The sequence below is a fragment of the Pseudomonas sp. Leaf59 genome, from assembly GCF_920984685.1.
Taxonomy (GTDB): Bacteria; Pseudomonadota; Gammaproteobacteria; order Pseudomonadales; family Pseudomonadaceae; genus Aquipseudomonas.
The window spans coordinates 12288-33176 of the sequence record NZ_CAKLBR010000034.1 but is presented as its reverse complement, the minus strand read 5'-3'; the positions used below and the strand labels follow the sequence as shown (position 1 = coordinate 33176).

Here is a 20889-nt window from a genome sequence, read left to right as displayed (position 1 = left end):
ACCCTTGCCTCTGGCTAACACTTCCCCTTGCCGGGTGTGTAGAGGACTTTCACCTCCAAGTCACCAGCGTGGCCACCACAGCCAAACTGGTTGCGCTTCGCGCAACGCGCCATGCCTGGCGCACCAGCAAAAAGGCGCCTTTCGGCGCCTTTTGTGTTGCTGTGGAGCGATCAGGCCATTTCTGCGGTGGTCTCGAACTCGAAGGTCAGCTCGCCATCCTTCAAATCGATATGCACCACCCCACCATGATCGGCCAGTTCGCCGAACAGGATCTCTTCGGCCAATGGCCGCTTGATCTTGTCCTGGATCAGACGCGCCATCGGGCGAGCGCCCATTGCCGCGTCGTAACCACCCTCGGCGATCCAGCTGCGCGCCGCTTCCGTTACGTCCAACTGCACGCGCTTGTCTTCCAGTTGCGCCTGAAGTTCGGTAAGGAATTTGTCCACCACGCTTTTGATAACCTCATGGCTGAGGCGACCAAACTGGATGATGGTGTCCAGACGGTTGCGGAACTCCGGCGTAAAGCTCTTCTTGATCACTTCCATTGCATCGGAAGAGTGATCCTGATGACTGAAGCCAATCGAAGCCCGCGCGGCGGTTTCGGCACCGGCGTTGGTGGTCATGATCACGATCACGTTGCGGAAGTCCGCCTTGCGCCCGTTGTTGTCGGTCAGGGTGCCGTGGTCCATCACCTGCAACAGCAGGTTGAAGACTTCCGGGTGGGCCTTCTCGATTTCATCGAGCAGCAGCACGCAATGCGGTTGCTTGGTGATCGCCTCGGTCAACAGACCGCCCTGGTCGAAACCGACATAGCCGGGTGGCGCACCGATCAGACGCGAAACGGTGTGGCGCTCCATGTATTCGGACATGTCGAAGCGCACCAGCTCAATACCCATGGCCTTGGCCAGTTGCCGCGCCGCCTCGGTCTTGCCGACACCGGTAGGACCTGCGAACAGGAACGAACCGACCGGTTTGTCCGGCGACTTGAGGCCCGCACGCGACAGCTTGATGGCCGTGGACAGCGAATCGATCGCCGCATCCTGGCCGAACACAGTGAGCTTGAGGTCACGTTCCAGGTTACGCAGCAGCTCCTTGTCGGAACTGGTGACGTGTTTTGGCGGAATCCGCGCGATCTTCGCCACGATGTCCTCAACTTGAGGCACATCAATGCGCTTCACACGTTTTTCGACCGGCTGCAGGCGCTGGTAGGCACCCGCCTCGTCAATCACGTCGATGGCCTTGTCCGGCATATGCCGGTCATTGATGTAGCGTGACGCCAGCTCGGCCGCCGCGCGCAACGCCTCATCGGTGTACTCGATGCCATGGTGCGCTTCGAAGCGCCCCTTGAGCCCGCGCAGAATGCCGATGGTGTCTTCGACAGAAGGCTCGGAAACATCGACTTTCTGGAAGCGCCGTGCCAGCGCACGGTCTTTCTCGAAGATGCCGCGAAATTCCTGGAATGTCGTCGAACCGATGCAACGGATATCACCCGAAGACAATAATGGCTTGAGCAGGTTGGAAGCATCCATCACCCCGCCGGACGCCGCACCGGCACCGATGATGGTGTGGATTTCGTCGATGAACAGAATGGCTTGCGGGCGTTTTTTCAGCTCGCCGAGCAACGCCTTGAAGCGCTTCTCGAAGTCGCCACGGTACTTGGTACCGGCGAGCAACGCGCCGAGATCAAGGGAGTAGACGACGCTGTTGGCCAGCAGATCCGGCACCTGGTTGTCGACGATGCGCTTGGCCAGGCCTTCGGCAATCGCGGTCTTGCCAACGCCCGCCTCCCCCACCAGCAACGGGTTGTTCTTGCGCCGACGTGCAAGGATCTGCGCCACGCGCTCGACTTCAAGCTCACGCCCTACCAGCGGATCGATCCGCCCCTGGCGCGCCAGTTCGTTGAGGTTGCTGGCATAAGCGTCCAGCGGGTTGCTTGAAGAAGAAGACTCACCGCCCTCGTCGTCCTGCATATCCTGCTCACCCTCGGAATGATCGCCGTGCCCGGGCACCTTGGAGATACCGTGGGCGATGTAATTGACCACATCGATACGGGCCACGCTCTGCTGCTTGAGCAGGAACACGGCCTGGCTTTCCTGTTCGCTGAAGATGGCCACAAGCACATTGGCGCCAGTGACTTCACGCTTGCCGGAGCTCTGAACGTGGAACACTGCACGCTGCAGGACCCGCTGAAAGCCCAGGGTTGGCTGGGTTTCGCGGTCCTCGTCATGCACGGGGATCAGCGGCGTGGTGGAGTCGATAAACTCCTGCAGGTCATGCTTGAGTTTGTCGAGGTTGGCGCCGCACGCACGTAGAACGGTGGCGGCAGCTTCGTTATCCAAAAGTGCCAGCAGCAGGTGCTCGACGGTCATGAATTCATGACGCTTCGAACGAGCCTCCTTGAAGGCAAGATTGAGGGTGACTTCGAGCTCGCGGTTTAACATAGCTTCACCTCATACCCAAGTGGTCGGCGTTAACCGTCCTTCTCGATTTCACAGAGTAGCGGATGCTGGCTTTCCCTGGCGTACTGGTTGACCTGCATGGCCTTTGTCTCGGCGATGTCGCGGGTAAACACTCCACATACTGCTCGTCCTTCTGTGTGAACGGCCAGCATTACCTTGGTCGCCAACTCGCGGTTCAGGTTAAAAAACACCTCGAGCACTTCGACCACGAAATCCATCGGTGTGTAGTCATCATTGAACAAAACCACCTTGTACATCGGCGGCGCCTGTAAAGCAGGCTTGGCCTCCTGAACAGCAATGCCTGCAGAACCGTCGTCATCGTGTTGGTGATCCGGGCGATCCTGATTGAAGGTTAGTCGAATCTGGCTGATTGCATGCATGGAAAGAAAGGTTCGTCAGTGGTTCAGTAACAGTGGTGGGGGCGGGCTGTCAGAATTTCAACTCCCGACGGCGGGTCGCCTTGACTATCGGCAAATCGGTGTTACAACCAATAGAACCCACAGTGGGTAAAAAAGGTCCGCGCAGTCAACCTTATTTATTCGGGTTAGGACGGATAAACTGGATGATACTCCAGTGATGGAGTCTGGTGCAGAGGGATATGGTATGTCTGGCGTCAAGATCAATGGCAAGGTCAAATGGTTTAACAATGCCAAAGGCTACGGCTTCATTAATGAAATCGGGAAAAATGAAGACCTCTTTGCGCATTATTCGGCGATTACCATGGATGGGTATAAAACGCTGAAAGCGGGCCAGGAAGTGACGTTTGAGGTTATCCAGGGGCCCAAGGGGCTGCATGCCGTCGCTATCTGTGCGGCTTGCGCGGCAGACTCAAGCAAAACCCACGACGAGGCACACGAGAAAACCGCTGACAACGAGGCCTCCCCATCAAAGGTTAAACAACCGGCCTGACCCGCCACCCCGGTATAGAGCCTAAAAAAACCGGCCACCTTGACTGAAAAGGTGGCCGTTTTTTTTGGGGCTGCTTACATATGCGAAATCAACGCCTCGCCAAAGCCCGACGACGACACCAGCGTGGCCCCGTCCATCAGGCGTTCGAAGTCATACGTCACAGTCTTGGCCGAAATAGCCCCGTTAGTGCCTTTAATGATCAGGTCTGCTGCCTCGATCCAGCCCATATGGCGCAACATCATTTCCGCCGACAGAATCAGCGAGCCCGGGTTGACCTGGTCCTTGCCTGCGTACTTGGGCGCCGTCCCATGGGTAGCCTCGAACATGGCCACGGTGTCGGACAGGTTGGCCCCCGGCGCAATGCCGATCCCCCCCACTTCCGCCGCCAGCGCATCGGACAGGTAGTCACCGTTCAGGTTGAGCGTGGCGATCACGTCATATTCAGCCGGCCGCAGCAGGATCTGCTGAAGCATGGCGTCGGCAATGGCGTCCTTGACCACCACATTCCTGCCCGTTTTGGGATTCTTGAACTGCATCCATGGGCCGCCGTCGAGCAGGGTCGCGCCAAATTCCTTCTCGGCGATGCCGTAGGCCCACTCCTTAAAGGCGCCCTCGGTGAACTTCATGATGTTGCCTTTGTGCACGATGGTCAGCGACTCACGGTCATTGTCCACCACGTACTGCAGGGCCTTGCGCGCCAGACGCTCGGTACCTTCTTTAGAGACGGGCTTGACGCCAATCCCGCAATCCTGGTCGAAGCGGATCTTGGTGACGCCCATTTCCTCCTTGAGAAACTTGATCACCTTGATCGCTTCCGGCGAGCCGGCCTTCCATTCGATGCCTGCGTAAATGTCCTCGGAGTTTTCGCGGAAGATGGTCATGTCCACATCCCCTGGCTTTTTCACCGGGCTGGGTACACCTTCGAACCAGCGTACCGGGCGCAGGCACACGTACAGGTCCAGTTGCTGGCGCAGGGCCACGTTCAGCGAACGGATCCCGCCGCCCACTGGCGTGGTCAGCGGGCCCTTGATGGACACCACGTAATCCTTGACCGCATCGAGGGTTTCCTGGGGCAGCCAGGTGTCCTGATCGTAGACCTGAGTGGCCTTCTCGCCGGCATACACCTCCATCCAGGAGATTTTGCGCTTGCCACCGTAGGCCTTTTCAACCGCTGCATCGACCACCTTGATCATTACCGGGCTGATGTCGACGCCGATGCCATCACCTTCAATGTAAGGGATGATCGGGTGGTCAGGCACATTGAGCGAATGGTCTGCATTGACGGTGATTTTGTCGCCGACGGCCGGAACCTGAATCTTCTGGTATCCCATGCTGAACTCCATCTATGGATTGAACATCTGGCTGCGTTCGAGCCTACTCCAGATAAATGACACCTGACACCTGGCGCCCTGCTCATTTGCATCGAAAACAGCATCATTTGTCGCCTACAAGCTTTATACCCATGGCAAAATCGCCAATCCTGAGCACATCGCGCAACCTCAAGCCTGCCCCGCCCGCCTGCGACCTTTAGACCAATGGACGACACACCTTTTGTGTGAAGGCTCTGCGTGAGCATAGCGACCTATGTATAATGCCGCCGCTGACCCAAGAGTCACGACGGCTGACCGCTCTGGAACAGGTGCCTTCAGCTGCCGAGCCGGACTACTACAATAGTCCACCCGCTTGACGCTCGACTGATGCAACTCAACATCACCGCGAAGAAACCTCGACATTTCGCTCATGGATGACTTTGAACGAACGCGCTCAACCCAGGCGCATCTCGAGTTTCTGCGCACGCTTTCAGCAAATGAAGAGAGTTAATCCGAATATGCCCACCCGCTCGAAGATCATCTATACCTTCACCGACGAAGCCCCGGCCCTCGCCACCTATTCATTGCTGCCTATCGTAGAGGCCTTCACCGCTTCCGCTGATATTGCCGTGGAAACCCGCGATATTTCCCTCGCCGGGCGCATCCTCGCAAGCTTCCCCGAGCAACTGGGCGCCAAGGCTGTAGCGGACCACCTCGCCGAACTGGGCGACCTGGCCGTAACCCCTGAAGCCAACATCATCAAGCTGCCTAACATCAGCGCCTCGACCCCGCAGCTGCAAGCCGCGATCAAGGAACTGCAGGCCCAGGGCTATGCCCTGCCGGACTACCCGGAAACCGTAACCACCGACGCGGAAAAAGAAACCCGTGCGCGTTACGACAAGGTCAAGGGCAGCGCCGTGAACCCGGTACTGCGCGAAGGCAACTCCGACCGCCGCGCACCGCTGTCGGTCAAGAACTACGCGCGCAAGCACCCGCATAAAATGGGCGCCTGGGCAGCTGACTCCAAGTCCCACATCGCGCACATGAGCAATGGCGACTTCTACGGCAGCGAAAAATCCGTACAGATCGACGCCGCTGACGCAGTGAAGATCGAACTGGTCGCTCAGGACGGCACTGCCAGCGTCCTCAAAGAAAAGACCTCGGTACAGGCCGGCGAAATCATCGACACCGCCGTGCTGAGCAAAAACGCACTGCGCAGCTTCATCGCCGCCGAAATCGAAGACGCCAAGAAACAGGGCGTGCTGCTGTCGGTTCACCTCAAAGCCACCATGATGAAGGTCTCCGACCCGATCATGTTCGGCCAGATCGTTGCCGAGTTCTATAAGGACGCCCTGGCCAAGCACGCCGCCGTGCTTGAGCAGATCGGCTTCAACCTGAACAACGGCATCGGCGACCTGTACGCACGCATCAAGGCCCTGCCGGCCGAGCAGCAAGCGCAGATCGAAGCGGATATCCAGGCGGTCTACGCCGCTCGCCCATCCCTGGCGATGGTCAACTCCGACAAGGGCATCACCAACCTGCACGTGCCGAGCGACGTGATCGTCGACGCCTCGATGCCGGCAATGATCCGTGACTCCGGCAAGATGTGGGGCACCGACGGCCAGTTGCACGACACCAAGGCCGTGATCCCGGATCGCTGCTACGCGACCATCTACCAGGCAGTCATCGAAGACTGCAAGGCTCATGGCGCCTTCGACCCGACTACCATGGGCAGCGTGCCGAACGTGGGCCTGATGGCCAAGAAAGCCGAAGAGTACGGTTCCCACGACAAGACGTTCCAGATCAAGGCTGACGGTGTTGTGCGCGTCACCGACAGCAAGGGCAACCTGCTGATGGAACAGACCGTCGAAGCCGGCGACATCTTCCGCATGTGCCAGACCAAGGACGCGCCGATTCAGGACTGGGTCAAGCTCGCCGTCAACCGTGCCCGCGCCAGCGACACCCCGGCCATCTTCTGGCTCGATCCGCAGCGCGCGCACGATGGTGTCGTGGTCGAAAAAGTTCAGGCCTACCTGAAAGACCACAACACCGAAGGCCTGGACATCCGCATCATGTCGCCGGTCGACGCGATGAAGTTCACCCTGGAGCGCACCCGCAAGGGCCTGGACACCATCTCGGTGACCGGCAACGTCCTGCGCGACTACCTGACCGACCTGTTCCCGATCATGGAACTGGGCACCAGCGCCAAGATGCTGTCGATCGTGCCGCTGATGAACGGCGGCGGCCTGTTCGAAACCGGCGCCGGCGGTTCGGCGCCCAAGCACGTGCAGCAACTGCTGGAAGAAAACTTCCTGCGCTGGGACTCTCTGGGCGAATTCCTGGCCCTGGCCGCGTCTCTTGAGCATCTGGGTGTGACATACAACAACCCGAAAGCCCTGGTACTGTCCAAAACCCTGGACCAGGCCACCGGCCAGTTCCTCGACAACAACAAGTCGCCTTCGCGCAAAGTCGGCAACATCGACAACCGCGGCAGCCACTTCTACCTGGCGCTGTACTGGGCCCAGGCCCTGGCCGCCCAGACTGAAGATACCGCGCTGCAGGCGCAGTTCGGCGAACTGGCGAAAACCCTGGCCGCGAACGAAGCAACCATCGTTGCCGAGCTCAACGCCGTGCAGGGCAAGCCTGTGGACATCGGTGGCTACTACGCGCCGAACCCTGAGCTGACCAGCAAGGCCATGCGCCCGAGCAATACGCTCAATGCGGCGATTGCCAAGTTGAAGTAAGGCTGTAACGCAGTACCACGAACCCCGGCCGAGTGCCGGGGTTTGTGTTTCCACCGCTCAGTCACTGAAGAAACCCGATCAAACTGTGGCAGGGGGCTTGCTCCCACCCACACTGGCATAGAGAGACTTGCCCATGACCTGGCTCCCCCACATCACCGTCGCCACCCTCGTCGAAGACAACGGCCGCTTCCTGATGGTCGAAGAACTCAAGGGCGGCCGCGCCGTGCTCAATCAGCCCGCCGGGCATCTGGAGCCCAATGAGACCCTCACCGAAGCCGCCGTGCGCGAAACCCTCGAAGAAACCGGTTGGGACGTCGAAGCCACCGGCATCGTCGGCATTTATCTCTACACCGCACCGAGCAATGGCGTGACCTACCAGCGTGTATGCTTTATCGCCAAAGCGCTTAAGCACCACACCGACTATCAACTCGACGAAGGCATCCTGCGCGCCCGCTGGCTGTCCCGCGACGAATTGATCGCCCTGCGCGCCGACTGGCGCAGCGAGCTGATCATCCGCTGTATCGATGATTATCTGGCCGGCCAGAAGCACAGTCTGGAATTGATCCGCCCTTCTCTTTAGCCTTAGCGGCTGCGGCCTGCTAGAATCGCGTCCTTTTTCAAGACACCCGTTGAAACCCTATGCGTGATCCAGCCCCTTCTGACACACAAAAGAAGCGCGTCATCGTCGGCATGTCCGGCGGCGTGGATTCTTCCGTTTCCGCCGTTCTGCTCATGGAGCAGGGTTATGAGGTGGAAGGCCTGTTCATGAAGAACTGGGAAGAAGACGATGGAACGGAATACTGCACTGCCATGGACGACCTGGCGGATGCCCAGGCCGTGTGCGACAAGATCGGCATCAAGCTGCACACCGCCAACTTCGCCGCCGAGTACTGGGACAATGTGTTCGAGCACTTCCTGGCCGAATACAAGGCCGGCCGCACGCCGAACCCGGACATCCTGTGCAACCGCGAAATCAAGTTCAAGGCGTTCCTCGACTACGCCCTGATGCTCGGCGCCGACCTGATCGCCACCGGGCATTATGTGCGCCGCCGCGATATCGATGGCCGCACCGAATTGCTCAAGGGCCTGGACCCGAACAAGGACCAGAGCTACTTCCTGCACGCCGTCGGCGGCGAACAGATCGCCAAGACCCTGTTCCCGGTGGGCGAACTGGAAAAACCCGAAGTGCGCAGGATCGCCGAGCAACACGGCCTGGCCACCGCCAAGAAGAAGGACTCCACCGGCATCTGCTTTATCGGTGAGCGCCGTTTCAGCGATTTTCTCAAGCAGTACCTGCCGGCGCAGCCGGGCGAGATCAAAACCCCTTCAGGCGAAGTGATCGGCCGCCACCACGGCCTGATGTACCACACCATCGGCCAGCGCCAGGGCCTGGGCATCGGCGGCTTGAAGGACGCCGGCGAAGAGCCGTGGTACGTGCTGGTCAAGGACCTGGAACACAACGTGCTGATCGTCGGCCAGGGCAACGAGCACCCGCTGCTGTTCTCCGGCGCGCTGCTCGCTTCCGAGATCTACTGGGTCAACCCTGTAGACCTCAGCACGCCGCGCCGCCTGACCGCCAAGGTGCGCTATCGCCAGGGCGACCAGCCCTGCACCCTGGAAAAAACCGCCAACGGCTACCGCGCCACCTTCGACGACCCGCAACGCGCGGTCACGCCAGGCCAGTCCGTGGTGTTCTACGACGGCGAAATCTGCCTGGGCGGCGGCGTGATTGAAGTCGCGCAAGCCTGGAGCCACCCGGCATGAGCCCGACCCAGGAGCAATTGACGGCGCTCGGCGGCGTGTTCCTCGCGGCGGTGCTGGTGGACAAGATCGCCAGAACCGGCCAGGTCACCGAAGCCGGCCTGACCTGCATGCTCGGCAGCCTGCTGATCCGCGACCCCAAGGACACTCTGGAAGTCTACGGTGGCGACGATCTGGCGCTGCGTGAAGGCTACCGCGCACTGATCGGCGCCCTGGAGCGCGACCCCAGCACCCTGCAGCGCGAGCCGTTGCGCTACGCCCTGTCGATGCTCGGCCTGGAGCGTCAACTGGCCAAGCGCGACGACCTGCTCGACACCATCGGCAAACGCCTGCCGCAGATCCAGTCCCAGGTTGAACACTTCGGCCCGGCCCACGAAAACGTGGTCGCCGCCTGCGGCGCGCTGTACCAGGACACCCTGAGCACCCTGCGCCAGCGCATCCAGGTGCACGGCGACATGCGCAACCTGCAGCAACCGAACAACGCCTCGAAGATCCGCGCCCTGCTGCTGGCCGGTATTCGTTCGGCGCGGTTGTGGCGTCAGTTGGGCGGCCATCGCTGGCAGCTGGTGATCAGCCGACGCAAATTGCTCAAAGAGCTTTACCCGTTGATGCGCAACGAATAAGTCGCCGCAACAGACTGTTTTCACGCCGTTACGCGTAATACGCCGGTCAGTTGGCAACGGACCGGCGGATCTTTTCATGTATGATACGCGCCCCATTTCGTTGCCCGACTGTCCGAGAGCACCCCATGCAGCTTTCTTCGCTCACTGCGGTTTCCCCTGTTGACGGCCGCTACGCCGGCAAAACCCAGGCCCTGCGCCCTATTTTCAGCGAGTACGGCCTGATCCGTGCGCGCGTGCTGGTTGAAGTGCGCTGGCTCCAGCGCCTGGCCGCTCACCCTGGCATCAGCGAAGTGCCGGCGTTCTCCGCCGAAGCCAACGCAGTGCTCAACACCCTGGCGGACAACTTCGCCCTGGAGCACGCCGAGCGTGTGAAAGAGATCGAGCGCACCACCAACCACGACGTCAAAGCCATTGAGTACCTGCTCAAGGAGCAGGCGGCCAAGCTGCCGGAACTGGCCCAGGTCAGCGAGTTCATCCACTTTGCCTGCACCAGCGAGGACATCAACAACCTGTCCCACGCCCTGATGCTGCGCGAAGGCCGTGATGACGTGATGCTGCCGCTGATGCGCCAGACTGCCGAGGCCATCCGTGAGCTGGCCATCCGTTTCGCCGCCGTGCCGATGCTGTCGCGTACCCACGGTCAGCCGGCGTCGCCGACCACTTTGGGCAAAGAACTGGCCAACGTGGTGTACCGCCTGGAACGCCAGATCGCTCAGGTGGCGGCCGTGCCGTTGCTGGGCAAGATCAACGGCGCCGTGGGCAACTACAACGCGCACCTCTCGGCCTACCCCGAGATCGACTGGGAAGAAAACGCCCGCGCCTTCATCGAAGACGAGCTGGGCCTGGGCTTCAACCCCTACACCACGCAGATCGAACCCCACGACTACATCGCCGAGCTGTTCGACGCCATTGCGCGCTTCAACACCATCCTGATCGACTTCGACCGTGATATCTGGGGCTACATCTCCCTGGGCTACTTCAAGCAGCGCACCATTGCCGGCGAAATCGGTTCCTCGACCATGCCGCACAAGGTCAACCCGATCGATTTCGAAAACTCCGAAGGCAACCTCGGCATCGCCAACGCACTGTTCCAGCACCTGGCCAGCAAGTTGCCGATCTCCCGCTGGCAGCGCGACCTGACCGACTCCACCGTACTGCGCAACCTCGGCGTGGGCTTTGCCCATAGCGTGATCGCGTACGAAGCCAGCCTCAAAGGCATCAGCAAGCTTGAGCTCAACGAGCAGAAAATCGCCGCTGACCTGGACGCTTGCTGGGAAGTGCTGGCCGAGCCGATCCAGACCGTGATGCGCCGCTACAACATCGAAAACCCCTACGAAAAGCTGAAAGAATTGACGCGCGGCAAGGGCATCAGCCCTGAAGCGCTGCAAACTTTCATCGACGGCCTGGACATGCCAGCCGCGGCCAAAGCCGAGCTGAAACTGCTGACGCCGGCCAACTACATCGGCAACGCTGTCGCGCAAGCCAAGCGCATCTGACCATCGCAAGACCCTTGAGACGCCCGGCCGCGCCGGGCGTTTTTATTTCAGTCTTAAAAGTGCTTTTTTTCAATAGGTTACACATGAATCCTGATATCCCTCTTCAACTCTTGGGCGGCATCACGGCACGGGAGTTCCTGCGCGACTACTGGCAGAAGAAACCCTTGCTGATCCGTCAGGCCATCCCCGATTTCGAAAGCCCGATCGACGCCGACGAACTGGCAGGCCTGGCGCTGGAAGAAGAAGTCGAATCGCGCCTGGTGATCGAGCATGGCGAACGTCCATGGGAACTGCGTCGCGGGCCGTTCGCCGAAGACGCTTTCAGCACCCTGCCCGAGCGCGAGTGGACCCTGCTGGTGCAGGCGGTTGACCAGTTCGTGCCGGAAGTGGCCGAGCTGCTGCAACAGTTCCGCTTCCTGCCGAGCTGGCGCATTGACGACGTGATGATCAGCTTCGCCGCACCGGGCGGCAGCGTAGGCCCGCACTTCGACAATTACGACGTGTTCCTGCTGCAGGCCCAGGGCAAGCGCAACTGGAAGATCGGCCAGATGTGCAACTCCGAGAGCCCGCTGCTGCAGCATGCCGACCTGCGCATCCTCGCCGACTTCGAAGAAAGCGCCGAATGGGTGCTGGAGCCGGGCGACATGCTCTACCTGCCGCCGCGCCTGGCCCATTTTGGCATCGCCGAAGACGACTGCATGACCTACTCGGTGGGTTTCCGCGCGCCAAGCGCCGCCGAAGTGCTGACCCACTTCACCGACTTCCTCAGCCAGTACCTGACCGACGAAGAACGCTACACCGACGCCGATGCACAGCCGGTCAGCGACCCACACCAGATCCAGAGCGACGCCCTCGACCGCCTCAAGAGCCTGCTGGCCGAGCACATGAGCGACGAGCGCATGCTGCTCACCTGGTTCGGCCAGTTCATGACCGAGCCGCGCTACCCGGAACTGGTGGCCGGCGAAGAGCTGGGCGAAGACGACTTCATTGCCAGCCTGCAGGACGGCGCGATCCTGGTGCGCAACCCAAGCGCGCGCCTGGCCTGGTCGGAAGTCGACGACGACGTGCTGCTGTTCGCCAGCGGCCAGAGCCGCTACCTGCCAGGCAAGCTACGCGAGCTGCTGAAGCTGGTGTGCTCGGCCGATGCGCTGCACAGCGACAACCTCGGCCCATGGCTGGCCGACGAAGACAGCCGTGACCTGCTGTGCGAGCTGGTCAAGCAGGGCAGCCTGGGGTTCGCCGATGAATAGGATTCACGTAAGTGTCGCGGACTGGCGAAAGGATATCGACGAGATTCGGCGCATTCGTGAAGCGGTGTTTATCGCGGAACAATCGGTTCCACCCGAGCTGGAGTGGGACGCGGACGACGCGGGTGCCATGCATTTTCTGGCGTTTGAAGGCGACTTTCCCATTGGCACCGCGCGCCTGCTGCCCAGCGGCGAGATCGGCCGCGTGTCGGTACTCAAGGACTGGCGTGGACTGAGAGTGGGCGACAAGCTGATGGAAGCGGTGATCGGCGTGGCCGAGCAACGCGGGCAGACCCGGCAGTTCCTCAGTGCGCAGGTGTACGCGGCGCCGTTTTATGAGCGGTTGGGCTTCAAGATTGTCAGCGATGAGTTTCTTGAGGTCGGGATTCCGCATGTGGATATGGTGCGCGGGGACTGATCCGGGACCGCGTCGCGGCTATCGAGGCAAGCCCCCTCCCACATTTTGACCGAGTACATCTTCAAGTGTGGGAGGGGGGCTTGCCCCCGATGGCTGTTTCAGCAACACCATAAAATGCCCTGCCTTGCCAGGGCATTTTGCTGCCTGATATTCAACTTGCGCCCTGCCAGGCCGACAAACTGGCACTATCAAGCCAAATGAATTGCAGAGATCACGGACATGTCCCTACGCACCCTGCTCACCGCCCTCCTCCTGACCACGGCCGTGTCGGCCATGGCCGACACGGCCGTGGTCGACCTGAGCAACCGCACCAGCGCCGACCTGCTGCCCGTGGCGCAAAACTTCATTGGCAAGGACGGCAGCGTCAGCGCCTATGGCAATCAGCTCATCGTCAATGCGCAACCGGATAAAATCGAGGGTTTGCGCGCCCTGCTTGCGCAGCTGGACACCCCCGCCAAGCGCCTGCTGATCACCGTCGACACCCATGAAAACAACCAGCAAACCAATGGTCAGGTGATCAGCTACAGCACCGAGAGCCGTGAAGGCGGCATCCAGCAGATCCAGGCCAGCGAAGGCGTGCCCGCACTGATCCAGGTGGGCCAGAGCGTGCCGCTGACCAGCACTCAGCAGGACAGTTACGGTCGCCTGCAGAATCAGACCCAGTACCGCAATGTCACCCAGGGTTTCTACGTCACGGCCAGCGTCACCGGCGAGACCGTTCACCTGGCGATCAGTACCAACCGTGACCGTATGAGCCAGGAACGACCCGATGTAGTGAATGTGCAAAGTACCGACACAACCGTCAGCGGTCGCCTGGGCGAGTGGATTTCCCTGGCCGGCATCAACCGCGCGACTCAAGCCGACAAATCCTCTACAACCCGCAGCTACTCTACTCAGGGCCGCGATGACCTGACTGTACGGGTCAAAGTCGACAGCCTGAACTGAGGCACCAAAAACTGACTGACAAGTCGCACAAAGGCAAATATGTAGTGCTTTTAAAAAAGCACTACAAAACATTTGACGCCCCAAAAAAGGCTGTGCATGATGGCCTCGCTCCCGCTAATCCAGGGCCCTGGCAAGGGGCCCTTGAACCCTAACAAGACGCGACGACGAGGTTTATCTCCATGGCACTGACACGCGAACAGCAAATTGCAGCCCTCGAAAAAGACTGGGCTGAAAACCCACGCTGGAAAGGCGTGACCCGCGCTTATTCGGCTGCTGACGTCGTCCGCCTGCGCGGCTCGGTTCAACCTGAGCACACCTTTGCCAAACTCGGCGCCGAGAAGCTGTGGAACCTGGTCACCCAGGGCGCCAAGCCGTCCTTCCGCCCCGACAAGGATTTCGTCAACTGCATGGGCGCCCTCACCGGCGGCCAGGCCGTGCAGCAGGTAAAAGCCGGTATCCAGGCGATCTACCTGTCCGGCTGGCAAGTGGCGGCGGACAACAACTCCGCTGAATCCATGTACCCCGACCAGTCGCTGTACCCGGTGGACTCGGTGCCGACCGTGGTCAAGCGCATCAACAACTCGTTCCGCCGTGCCGACCAGATCCAGTGGAAAGCCGGCAAAGGCCCGGGCGACGAAGGCTACATTGACTATTTCGCCCCCATCGTGGCCGATGCCGAAGCCGGTTTCGGCGGCGTACTCAACGCCTACGAACTGATGAAAAGCATGATCGAGGCAGGCGCTGCCGGCGTGCACTTCGAAGACCAGTTGGCCTCGGTGAAAAAATGCGGCCACATGGGCGGCAAGGTGTTGGTTCCGACCCAGGAGGCGGTACAGAAGCTGACCGCTGCGCGCCTGGCCGCCGACGTGGCCGGCACCCCGACTATTATCCTTGCCCGTACCGACGCCAACGCGGCCGACCTCTTGACGTCCGATTGCGATCCGTACGACCAGCCGTTCGTGACCGGCGAACGCACTCAGGAAGGTTTCTACAAGGTGCGCGCCGGCCTCGACCAGGCCATCGCCCGCGGCCTGGCCTACGCGCCGTATGCCGACCTGATCTGGTGCGAAACCGCCAAGCCGGATCTGGACGAAGCGCGTCGTTTCGCCGAAGCGATCAAGAAGGAATACCCGGACCAGTTGCTGTCCTACAACTGCTCGCCGTCCTTCAACTGGAAGAAGAACCTGGACGACGCGACCATCGCCAAGTTCCAGCGCGAACTGTCGGCCATGGGCTACAAGCACCAGTTCATCACCCTGGCCGGCATTCACAACATGTGGCACAGCATGTTCAACCTGGCGCACGACTACGCCCGCAACGACATGACCGCCTACGTGAAGCTGCAGGAGCAGGAGTTCGCTGACGCCGCCAAGGGCTACACCTTCGTGGCGCACCAGCAGGAAGTGGGTACCGGCTACTTCGACGACATGACCACCGTGATCCAGGGCGGCACCTCGTCGGTGACTGCGCTGAAGGGTTCGACTGAAGAGGAGCAGTTCCACTAAGTAACGCGTACACGGCCACTGCGGCCCCAGGGAAGACCTAACTGCAGTGCCGCGCAACAATCACGCCCCGACTGGTTCGGGGCGTTTTTTTGCCTGCACAAAACCTACCGATGCACTACAGACCAAATGTGGGAGGGGGCTTGCTCCCGATAGCGGTGGATCAGCAACAGATGAGTTGGCTGATACTCAGCTATCCGGAGCAAGCCCCCTCCCACAAGGAATTTTGCGCAAACATTGATCCAGAGCGGTATTCGCACACACCGAATCGGTTAAAAGAATCGCTGCGACAACTAAGCGACACTCAAGCAAGTAACGGCAACTTCCCCCGCCACATGAGAAACAATCGCTTAAACCCCACGCAAACAATATTCATTATCATTTGGCCGCTGAAAACTTCGTTATAGCTTAAACAAGACGTAATTGATTCAAAGCCCGCTAATGCCCGCAGAGCAAGGGCTACAGCCCCACAAAGGTGCACTATGTGCTTCATCCACCGAATAATTTCGCCGCAGGAATTTTACTTGCCCGGTGTTTAGCCATAAAATCACCGGGATTGATTGCAGTGCGACATATCGTCACTGCATCGTTACTTTTTCGAGCTCAGAGACCTTTGCTCTCTGTTAAGGATTTCCAGCATGACCGAAGCGACAGGACTCATCGCCCACAACTGGGGCTTTGCCATTTTCCTCCTCGGTGTTGTGGGGCTTTGCGCCTTCATGCTCGGCGTCTCCAGCCTCCTCGGGTCAAAAGCCTGGGGGCGCAGCAAGAATGAACCGTTCGAATCCGGCATGCTGCCTACAGGTGGCGCCCGCTTGCGGCTCTCAGCCAAATTCTATCTGGTCGCGATGCTCTTCGTGATCTTCGATATCGAAGCCCTTTTTCTCTTTGCCTGGTCTGTGTCCGTCCGCGAAAGCGGCTGGACCGGATTCGTCGAAGCCCTCGTTTTCATAGCAATTCTGTTGGCAGGCCTTGTCTACCTATTTCGAGTGGGCGCCCTTGACTGGGCTCCGGAAGCTCGTCGCAAGCGGCAAGCGAAGCTGAAACAATGAGGCTTTGGCGATGCAATACAATCTCACCAGGATCGACCCGGATGCTCCTAACGATCAGTACCCCATCGGCGAACGGGAAACCGTCTCCGATCCGTTAGAAGATCAAGTCCACAAAAACATCTACATGGGCAAGCTCGAAGACGTGCTGAGTGGCGCGGTCAACTGGGGGCGTAAAAACTCCCTGTGGCCGTACAACTTCGGCCTTTCGTGCTGCTACGTGGAAATGACCACCGCCTTCACGGCGCCCCACGACATCGCGCGCTTTGGCGCCGAAGTTATCCGGGCATCGCCGCGCCAGGCGGACTTCATGGTTATCGCCGGTACCTGCTTTATCAAGATGGCGCCGATCATTCAGCGCCTCTACGAGCAAATGCTCGAGCCAAAGTGGGTTATCTCCATGGGTTCGTGCGCCAACTCCGGTGGCATGTACGACATCTACTCCGTGGTTCAGGGGGTGGACAAGTTCCTGCCCGTGGACGTCTACGTGCCTGGCTGCCCGCCCCGCCCTGAAGCTTTTCTGCAAGGCTTGATGCTGCTGCAGGAATCGATTGGCAAGGAGCGTCGCCCGCTTTCCTGGGTCGTCGGCGATCAAGGCGTGTACCGCGCCGAGATGCCGTCACAAAAGGAACAGCGCCGCGAACAGCGAATCGCAGTCACCAACCTGCGCAGCCCCGACGAAGTCTGATCCAGCCCGCTTCTTCTATAGAACGAACACCTGGCCTCATTCTTTACGTTGACCGAAAGCGATAAAAAACCATGACTACAGGCAGTGCTCTGTACATCCCGCCTTATAAGGCAGACGACCAGGACGTGGTTGTCGAACTCAATAACCGTTTTGGCCCTGACGCCTTCACCGCCCAGGCCACACGCACCGGTATGCCGGTGCTGTGGGTGGCGCGTGCCCGGCTCGTCGAAGTCCTGAGCTTCCTGCGCAACCTGCCCAAGCCGTACGTCATGCTCTATGACCTGCATGGCGTGGACGAGCGTCTGCGCACCAAGCGCCAGGGGCTGCCCAGCGGCGCCGATTTCACCGTGTTCTACCACCTGATGTCGCTGGAACGTAACAGCGATGTGATGATCAAGGTTGCCCTCAGCGAAGGCGACCTGAGCGTGCCGACCGTCACCGGTATCTGGCCCAACGCAAGCTGGTACGAGCGCGAAGTCTGGGACATGTTCGGTATCGACTTCCCGGGCCACCCGCACCTCACGCGCATCATGATGCCGCCGACGTGGGAAGGTCACCCGTTGCGCAAGGACTACCCTGCGCGCGCCACCGAATTCGACCCATTCAGCCTGACCCTGGCCAAGCAACAGCTCGAAGAAGAAGCCGCGCGCTTCCGCCCGGAAGACTGGGGCATGAAACGCTCCGGCACCAACGAGGACTACATGTTCCTCAACCTGGGCCCGAACCACCCTTCAGCTCACGGTGCCTTCCGCATCATCCTGCAACTGGACGGCGAAGAAATCGTCGACTGCGTGCCCGATATCGGCTACCACCACCGTGGTGCCGAAAAAATGGCCGAGCGTCAGTCCTGGCACAGCTTCATTCCGTACACCGACCGTATCGACTACCTCGGCGGCGTAATGAACAACCTGCCGTACGTGCTCTCGGTCGAGAAGCTCGCCGGTATCAAGGTGCCGGACCGCGTCGACACCATCCGCATCATGATGGCCGAGTTCTTCCGCATCACCAGTCACCTGCTGTTCCTGGGTACCTACATCCAGGACGTGGGCGCCATGACCCCGGTGTTCTTTACCTTCACCGACCGTCAACGCGCCTACAAGGTCATCGAAGCCGTCACCGGTTTCCGCCTGCACCCGGCCTGGTACCGCATCGGCGGCGTGGCGCATGACCTGCCGAACGGCTGGGAACGTCTGGTCAAGGAATTCATCGACTGGATGCCCAAGCGTCTGGACGAATACCAAAAGGCCGCGCTGGACAACAGCATCCTCAAGGGCCGCACCATCGGCGTCGCGCAATACAACACCAAAGAGGCCCTGGAATGGGGCGTCACCGGTGCCGGCCTGCGTTCGACCGGTTGCGACTTCGACCTGCGTAAAGCGCGCCCGTACTCCGGCTACGAGAACTTCGAATTCGAGATTCCGACGGCCGCCAATGGCGATGCCTACGACCGCTGCATCGTGCGCGTCGAAGAAATGCGCCAGAGCCTGAAGATCATCGAGCAATGCATGCGCAACATGCCGGCCGGCCCGTACAAGGCGGATCACCCGCTGACGACGCCGCCGCCCAAAGAGCGCACGCTGCAGCACATCGAAACCCTGATCACGCACTTCCTGCAGGTTTCGTGGGGCCCGGTCATGCCGGCCAACGAATCCTTCCAGATGATCGAAGCGACCAAGGGTATCAACAGTTATTACCTGACGAGCGATGGCGGCACCATGAGCTACCGCACCCGGATTCGTACCCCAAGCTTCCCGCACCTGCAGCAGATCCCTTCGGTGATCAAAGGTGAAATGGTCGCGGACTTGATTGCGTACCTGGGTAGTATCGATTTCGTTATGGCCGACGTGGACCGCTAAGCATGAACAGCACGCTTATCCAGACAGACCGTTTCACCTTGAGTGAAACCGAGCGCTCGGCCATCGAGCACGAGCTGCATCACTACGAAGACCCGCGCGCGGCGTCGATCGAAGCCTTGAAGATCGTGCAGAAGGAACGTGGCTGGGTGCCGGACGGCGCCCTCTACGCCATCGGCGAGATCCTCGGCATCCCCGCCAGCGACGTTGAAGGTGTGGCCACGTTCTACAGCCAGATCTTCCGCCAGCCGGTGGGTCGCCACATCATTCGCGTATGCGACAGCATGGTCTGCTACATCGGTGGCCACGAATCGGTGGTCAGCGAGATCCAGAACAAGCTCGGCATCGGCCTCGGCCAAACCACCGCAGACGGCCGCTTCACGCTGCTGCCGGTGTGCTGCCTGGGCAACTGCGACAAGGCGCCGGCGTTGATGATCGACGACGACACATTCGGTGACGTACAGCCTGCTGGCGTGACCCAATTGCTCGAGGGCTACCCATGACCCTGACCTCTTTCGGCCCGGCCAACCTGATCAAGCGTTCGGCCGAGACCCACCCGCTGACCTGGCGCCTGCGTGACGACGGCGAGCCGGTCTGGCTCGACGAGTACCAGACCAAGAACGGCTACGCCGCTGCACGCAAGGCCTTCGCCGACATGGCCCAGGACGATATCGTCCAGACCGTGAAAGACGCCGGCCTCAAGGGTCGCGGCGGCGCGGGCTTCCCCACCGGCGTGAAGTGGGGCCTGATGCCCAAGGACGAATCCATCAACATCCGTTACCTTTTGTGTAACGCGGATGAAATGGAGCCGAACACCTGGAAAGACCGCATGCTGATGGAGCAACTGCCCCATCTGCTGATCGAAGGCATGCTGATCAGCGCACGCGCGCTCAAGACCTACCGTGGCTACATCTTCCTGCGTGGCGAATACACCACCGCCGCCAAGCACCTCAACCGCGCCGTGGCAGAAGCCAAGGCAGCCGGCCTGCTGGGCAAGAACATCCTCGGTTCCGGTTTTGACTTCGAACTGTTCGTGCACACCGGCGCCGGGCGTTATATCTGCGGTGAAGAAACCGCACTGATCAACTCCCTCGAAGGCCGCCGCGCCAACCCGCGCTCCAAGCCGCCCTTCCCTGCCGCCGTGGGCGTGTGGGGCAAGCCGACCTGCGTGAACAACGTCGAAACCCTGTGCAACGTGCCGGCGATCATTGCCGACGGCGTCGACTGGTACAAATCGTTGGCCCGCGAAGGCAGCGAAGACATGGGCACCAAGCTCATGGGCTTCTCCGGCAAGGTCAAGAACCCTGGCCTGTGGGAGCTGCCGTTCGGCGTGACTGCACGCGAGCTGTTCGAGGACTACGCCGGCGGCATGCGCGACGGCTATACCTTGAAAGCCTGGCAGCCAGGTGGCGCCGGTACCGGCTTCCTGCTCCCTGAACACCTCGACGCACAAATGTATGCCGGCGGTATCGGCAAGGTCGGCACCCGGATGGGTACCGGCCTGGCGATGGCGGTGGACAACACGGTGAACATGGTCTCGCTGCTGCGCAACATGGAGCAGTTCTTCGCGCGTGAATCGTGCGGTTTCTGCACCCCATGCCGCGACGGTTTGCCGTGGAGCGTGAAGCTGCTGATGGCCCTGGAAAACGGCGAAGGCCGCGAGGGGGATATCGAAACCCTGCTCGGCCTGGTCGGCTTCCTCGGCCCAGGCAAGACCTTCTGTGCTCACGCACCGGGCGCCGTGGAGCCATTGGGCAGCGCAATCAAATACTTCCGCCCTGAATTCGAGGCCGGCATCGCGCCCACCCGCGCGGGCGAGCTGACTCAGGTGGTATCGCCGACCATGGTCGGCGCGTAACGCTTTAAAAGGCGAAGGGCTCGTGCC

The 20889-nt window shown here is 60.4% G+C and carries 18 protein-coding genes; 15 read left to right on the top strand and 3 right to left on the bottom strand.

Features of this window, described 5'->3' with window-relative positions; genetic code table 11:
- Positions 1-170 precede the first annotated feature (170 nt).
- Positions 171-2441 (bottom strand): ATP-dependent Clp protease ATP-binding subunit ClpA, encoded by a 2271-nt coding sequence (gene clpA / locus LUB09_RS23570; protein WP_057007510.1) that lies wholly within the window; start codon positions 2439-2441, stop codon positions 171-173.
- A gap of 29 nt (positions 2442-2470) precedes the next feature.
- Complete coding sequence (gene clpS, locus LUB09_RS23565) at positions 2471-2839, bottom strand: ATP-dependent Clp protease adapter ClpS (RefSeq protein ID WP_057007511.1); 369 nt, start codon at positions 2837-2839, stop codon at positions 2471-2473.
- A gap of 223 nt (positions 2840-3062) precedes the next feature.
- On the opposite strand from clpS, the gene cspD reads away from it, so the two are divergent.
- Positions 3063-3368, top strand: coding sequence for a cold shock domain-containing protein CspD (cspD, locus tag LUB09_RS23905; protein WP_209982824.1), 306 nt, complete (start codon positions 3063-3065; stop codon positions 3366-3368).
- A gap of 74 nt (positions 3369-3442) precedes the next feature.
- Here the strand turns inward: cspD and icd are convergent, their stop codons facing one another.
- Positions 3443-4699, bottom strand: coding sequence for an NADP-dependent isocitrate dehydrogenase (gene icd / locus LUB09_RS23555; protein WP_231423827.1), 1257 nt, complete (start codon positions 4697-4699; stop codon positions 3443-3445).
- Positions 4700-5196: 497 nt separating this feature from the next.
- Here icd and LUB09_RS23550 point away from each other — a divergent pair, with 497 nt between their 5' ends.
- The 14 genes from LUB09_RS23550 to nuoF all read left to right on the top strand — a co-directional run bounded on the left by LUB09_RS23550 (position 5197) and on the right by nuoF (position 20862).
- Positions 5197-7422 (top strand): NADP-dependent isocitrate dehydrogenase, encoded by a 2226-nt coding sequence (locus LUB09_RS23550; protein ID WP_231423826.1) that lies wholly within the window; start codon positions 5197-5199, stop codon positions 7420-7422.
- A 133-nt stretch (positions 7423-7555) separates the two neighbouring features.
- A complete protein-coding gene (locus tag LUB09_RS23545; protein WP_209982831.1) occupies positions 7556-8002 on the top strand; it encodes an NUDIX hydrolase in 447 nt (148 codons plus the stop codon).
- A 59-nt stretch (positions 8003-8061) separates the two neighbouring features.
- Positions 8062-9186: a tRNA 2-thiouridine(34) synthase MnmA gene (mnmA, locus tag LUB09_RS23540; RefSeq protein ID WP_209982833.1), complete on the top strand. Its 1125-nt coding sequence runs from the start codon at positions 8062-8064 to the stop codon at positions 9184-9186.
- Positions 9183-9806, top strand: coding sequence for a high frequency lysogenization protein HflD (gene hflD / locus LUB09_RS23535; protein ID WP_209982835.1), 624 nt, complete (start codon positions 9183-9185; stop codon positions 9804-9806). Before mnmA ends, hflD begins: the two co-directional genes overlap by 4 nt.
- 125 nt (positions 9807-9931) lie before the next feature.
- Entirely contained in the window at positions 9932-11302 is a 1371-nt protein-coding gene (gene purB / locus LUB09_RS23530) for an adenylosuccinate lyase (protein WP_209982837.1), read from the top strand.
- Positions 11303-11385: 83 nt separating this feature from the next.
- Entirely contained in the window at positions 11386-12552 is a 1167-nt protein-coding gene (locus LUB09_RS23525) for a ribosomal protein uL16 3-hydroxylase (RefSeq protein ID WP_209982839.1), read from the top strand.
- Complete coding sequence (locus LUB09_RS23520) at positions 12545-12967, top strand: GNAT family N-acetyltransferase (RefSeq protein WP_209982841.1); 423 nt, start codon at positions 12545-12547, stop codon at positions 12965-12967. Before LUB09_RS23525 ends, LUB09_RS23520 begins: the two co-directional genes overlap by 8 nt.
- Before the next feature lie 219 nt (positions 12968-13186).
- Positions 13187-13912 (top strand): secretin N-terminal domain-containing protein, encoded by a 726-nt coding sequence (locus tag LUB09_RS23515; RefSeq protein ID WP_231423825.1) that lies wholly within the window; start codon positions 13187-13189, stop codon positions 13910-13912.
- Between the two features lie 179 nt (positions 13913-14091).
- A complete protein-coding gene (gene aceA / locus LUB09_RS23510) occupies positions 14092-15417 on the top strand; it encodes an isocitrate lyase (RefSeq protein WP_209982845.1) in 1326 nt (441 codons plus the stop codon).
- A gap of 635 nt (positions 15418-16052) precedes the next feature.
- Positions 16053-16466: an NADH-quinone oxidoreductase subunit A gene (locus LUB09_RS23505; RefSeq protein ID WP_015372409.1), complete on the top strand. Its 414-nt coding sequence runs from the start codon at positions 16053-16055 to the stop codon at positions 16464-16466.
- A gap of 10 nt (positions 16467-16476) precedes the next feature.
- Positions 16477-17151, top strand: a complete 675-nt coding sequence (locus LUB09_RS23500; RefSeq protein ID WP_012724951.1) for a NuoB/complex I 20 kDa subunit family protein — start codon at positions 16477-16479, stop codon at positions 17149-17151.
- A 71-nt stretch (positions 17152-17222) separates the two neighbouring features.
- Positions 17223-19007, top strand: coding sequence for an NADH-quinone oxidoreductase subunit C/D (gene nuoC / locus LUB09_RS23495; protein WP_231423824.1), 1785 nt, complete (start codon positions 17223-17225; stop codon positions 19005-19007).
- 2 nt (positions 19008-19009) lie between these two features.
- The gene (gene nuoE, locus LUB09_RS23490; RefSeq protein WP_056861694.1) at positions 19010-19507 is read left to right on the top strand and encodes an NADH-quinone oxidoreductase subunit NuoE; all 498 of its coding nucleotides are present in this window, start codon (positions 19010-19012) and stop codon (positions 19505-19507) included.
- The gene (gene nuoF / locus LUB09_RS23485) at positions 19504-20862 is read left to right on the top strand and encodes an NADH-quinone oxidoreductase subunit NuoF (protein WP_003232078.1); all 1359 of its coding nucleotides are present in this window, start codon (positions 19504-19506) and stop codon (positions 20860-20862) included. Before nuoE ends, nuoF begins: the two co-directional genes overlap by 4 nt.
- Positions 20863-20889 lie beyond the last annotated feature (27 nt).

Bases quoted from the DNA above. Each gene is read 5' to 3' on its own strand.
- LUB09_RS23545 (WP_209982831.1), top strand. From the start codon at position 7,556: ATGACCTGGCTCCCCCACATCACCGTCGCCACCCTCGTCGAAGACAAC.
- purB (WP_209982837.1), top strand. From the start codon at position 9,932: ATGCAGCTTTCTTCGCTCACTGCGGTTTCCCCTGTTGACGGCCGCTAC.
- LUB09_RS23520 (WP_209982841.1), top strand. From the start codon at position 12,545: ATGAATAGGATTCACGTAAGTGTCGCGGACTGGCGAAAGGATATCGAC.
- LUB09_RS23515 (WP_231423825.1), top strand. From the start codon at position 13,187: ATGTCCCTACGCACCCTGCTCACCGCCCTCCTCCTGACCACGGCCGTG.
- nuoC (WP_231423824.1), top strand. From the start codon at position 17,223: ATGACTACAGGCAGTGCTCTGTACATCCCGCCTTATAAGGCAGACGAC.
- clpA (WP_057007510.1), bottom strand. From the start codon at position 2,441: ATGTTAAACCGCGAGCTCGAAGTCACCCTCAATCTTGCCTTCAAGGAG.
- LUB09_RS23505 (WP_015372409.1), top strand. From the start codon at position 16,053: ATGACCGAAGCGACAGGACTCATCGCCCACAACTGGGGCTTTGCCATT.
- aceA (WP_209982845.1), top strand. From the start codon at position 14,092: ATGGCACTGACACGCGAACAGCAAATTGCAGCCCTCGAAAAAGACTGG.
- mnmA (WP_209982833.1), top strand. From the start codon at position 8,062: ATGCGTGATCCAGCCCCTTCTGACACACAAAAGAAGCGCGTCATCGTC.
- LUB09_RS23550 (WP_231423826.1), top strand. From the start codon at position 5,197: ATGCCCACCCGCTCGAAGATCATCTATACCTTCACCGACGAAGCCCCG.
- clpS (WP_057007511.1), bottom strand. From the start codon at position 2,839: ATGCATGCAATCAGCCAGATTCGACTAACCTTCAATCAGGATCGCCCG.
- icd (WP_231423827.1), bottom strand. From the start codon at position 4,699: ATGGGATACCAGAAGATTCAGGTTCCGGCCGTCGGCGACAAAATCACC.
- hflD (WP_209982835.1), top strand. From the start codon at position 9,183: ATGAGCCCGACCCAGGAGCAATTGACGGCGCTCGGCGGCGTGTTCCTC.
- LUB09_RS23500 (WP_012724951.1), top strand. From the start codon at position 16,477: ATGCAATACAATCTCACCAGGATCGACCCGGATGCTCCTAACGATCAG.
- LUB09_RS23525 (WP_209982839.1), top strand. From the start codon at position 11,386: ATGAATCCTGATATCCCTCTTCAACTCTTGGGCGGCATCACGGCACGG.
- nuoE (WP_056861694.1), top strand. From the start codon at position 19,010: ATGAACAGCACGCTTATCCAGACAGACCGTTTCACCTTGAGTGAAACC.
- nuoF (WP_003232078.1), top strand. From the start codon at position 19,504: ATGACCCTGACCTCTTTCGGCCCGGCCAACCTGATCAAGCGTTCGGCC.
- cspD (WP_209982824.1), top strand. From the start codon at position 3,063: ATGTCTGGCGTCAAGATCAATGGCAAGGTCAAATGGTTTAACAATGCC.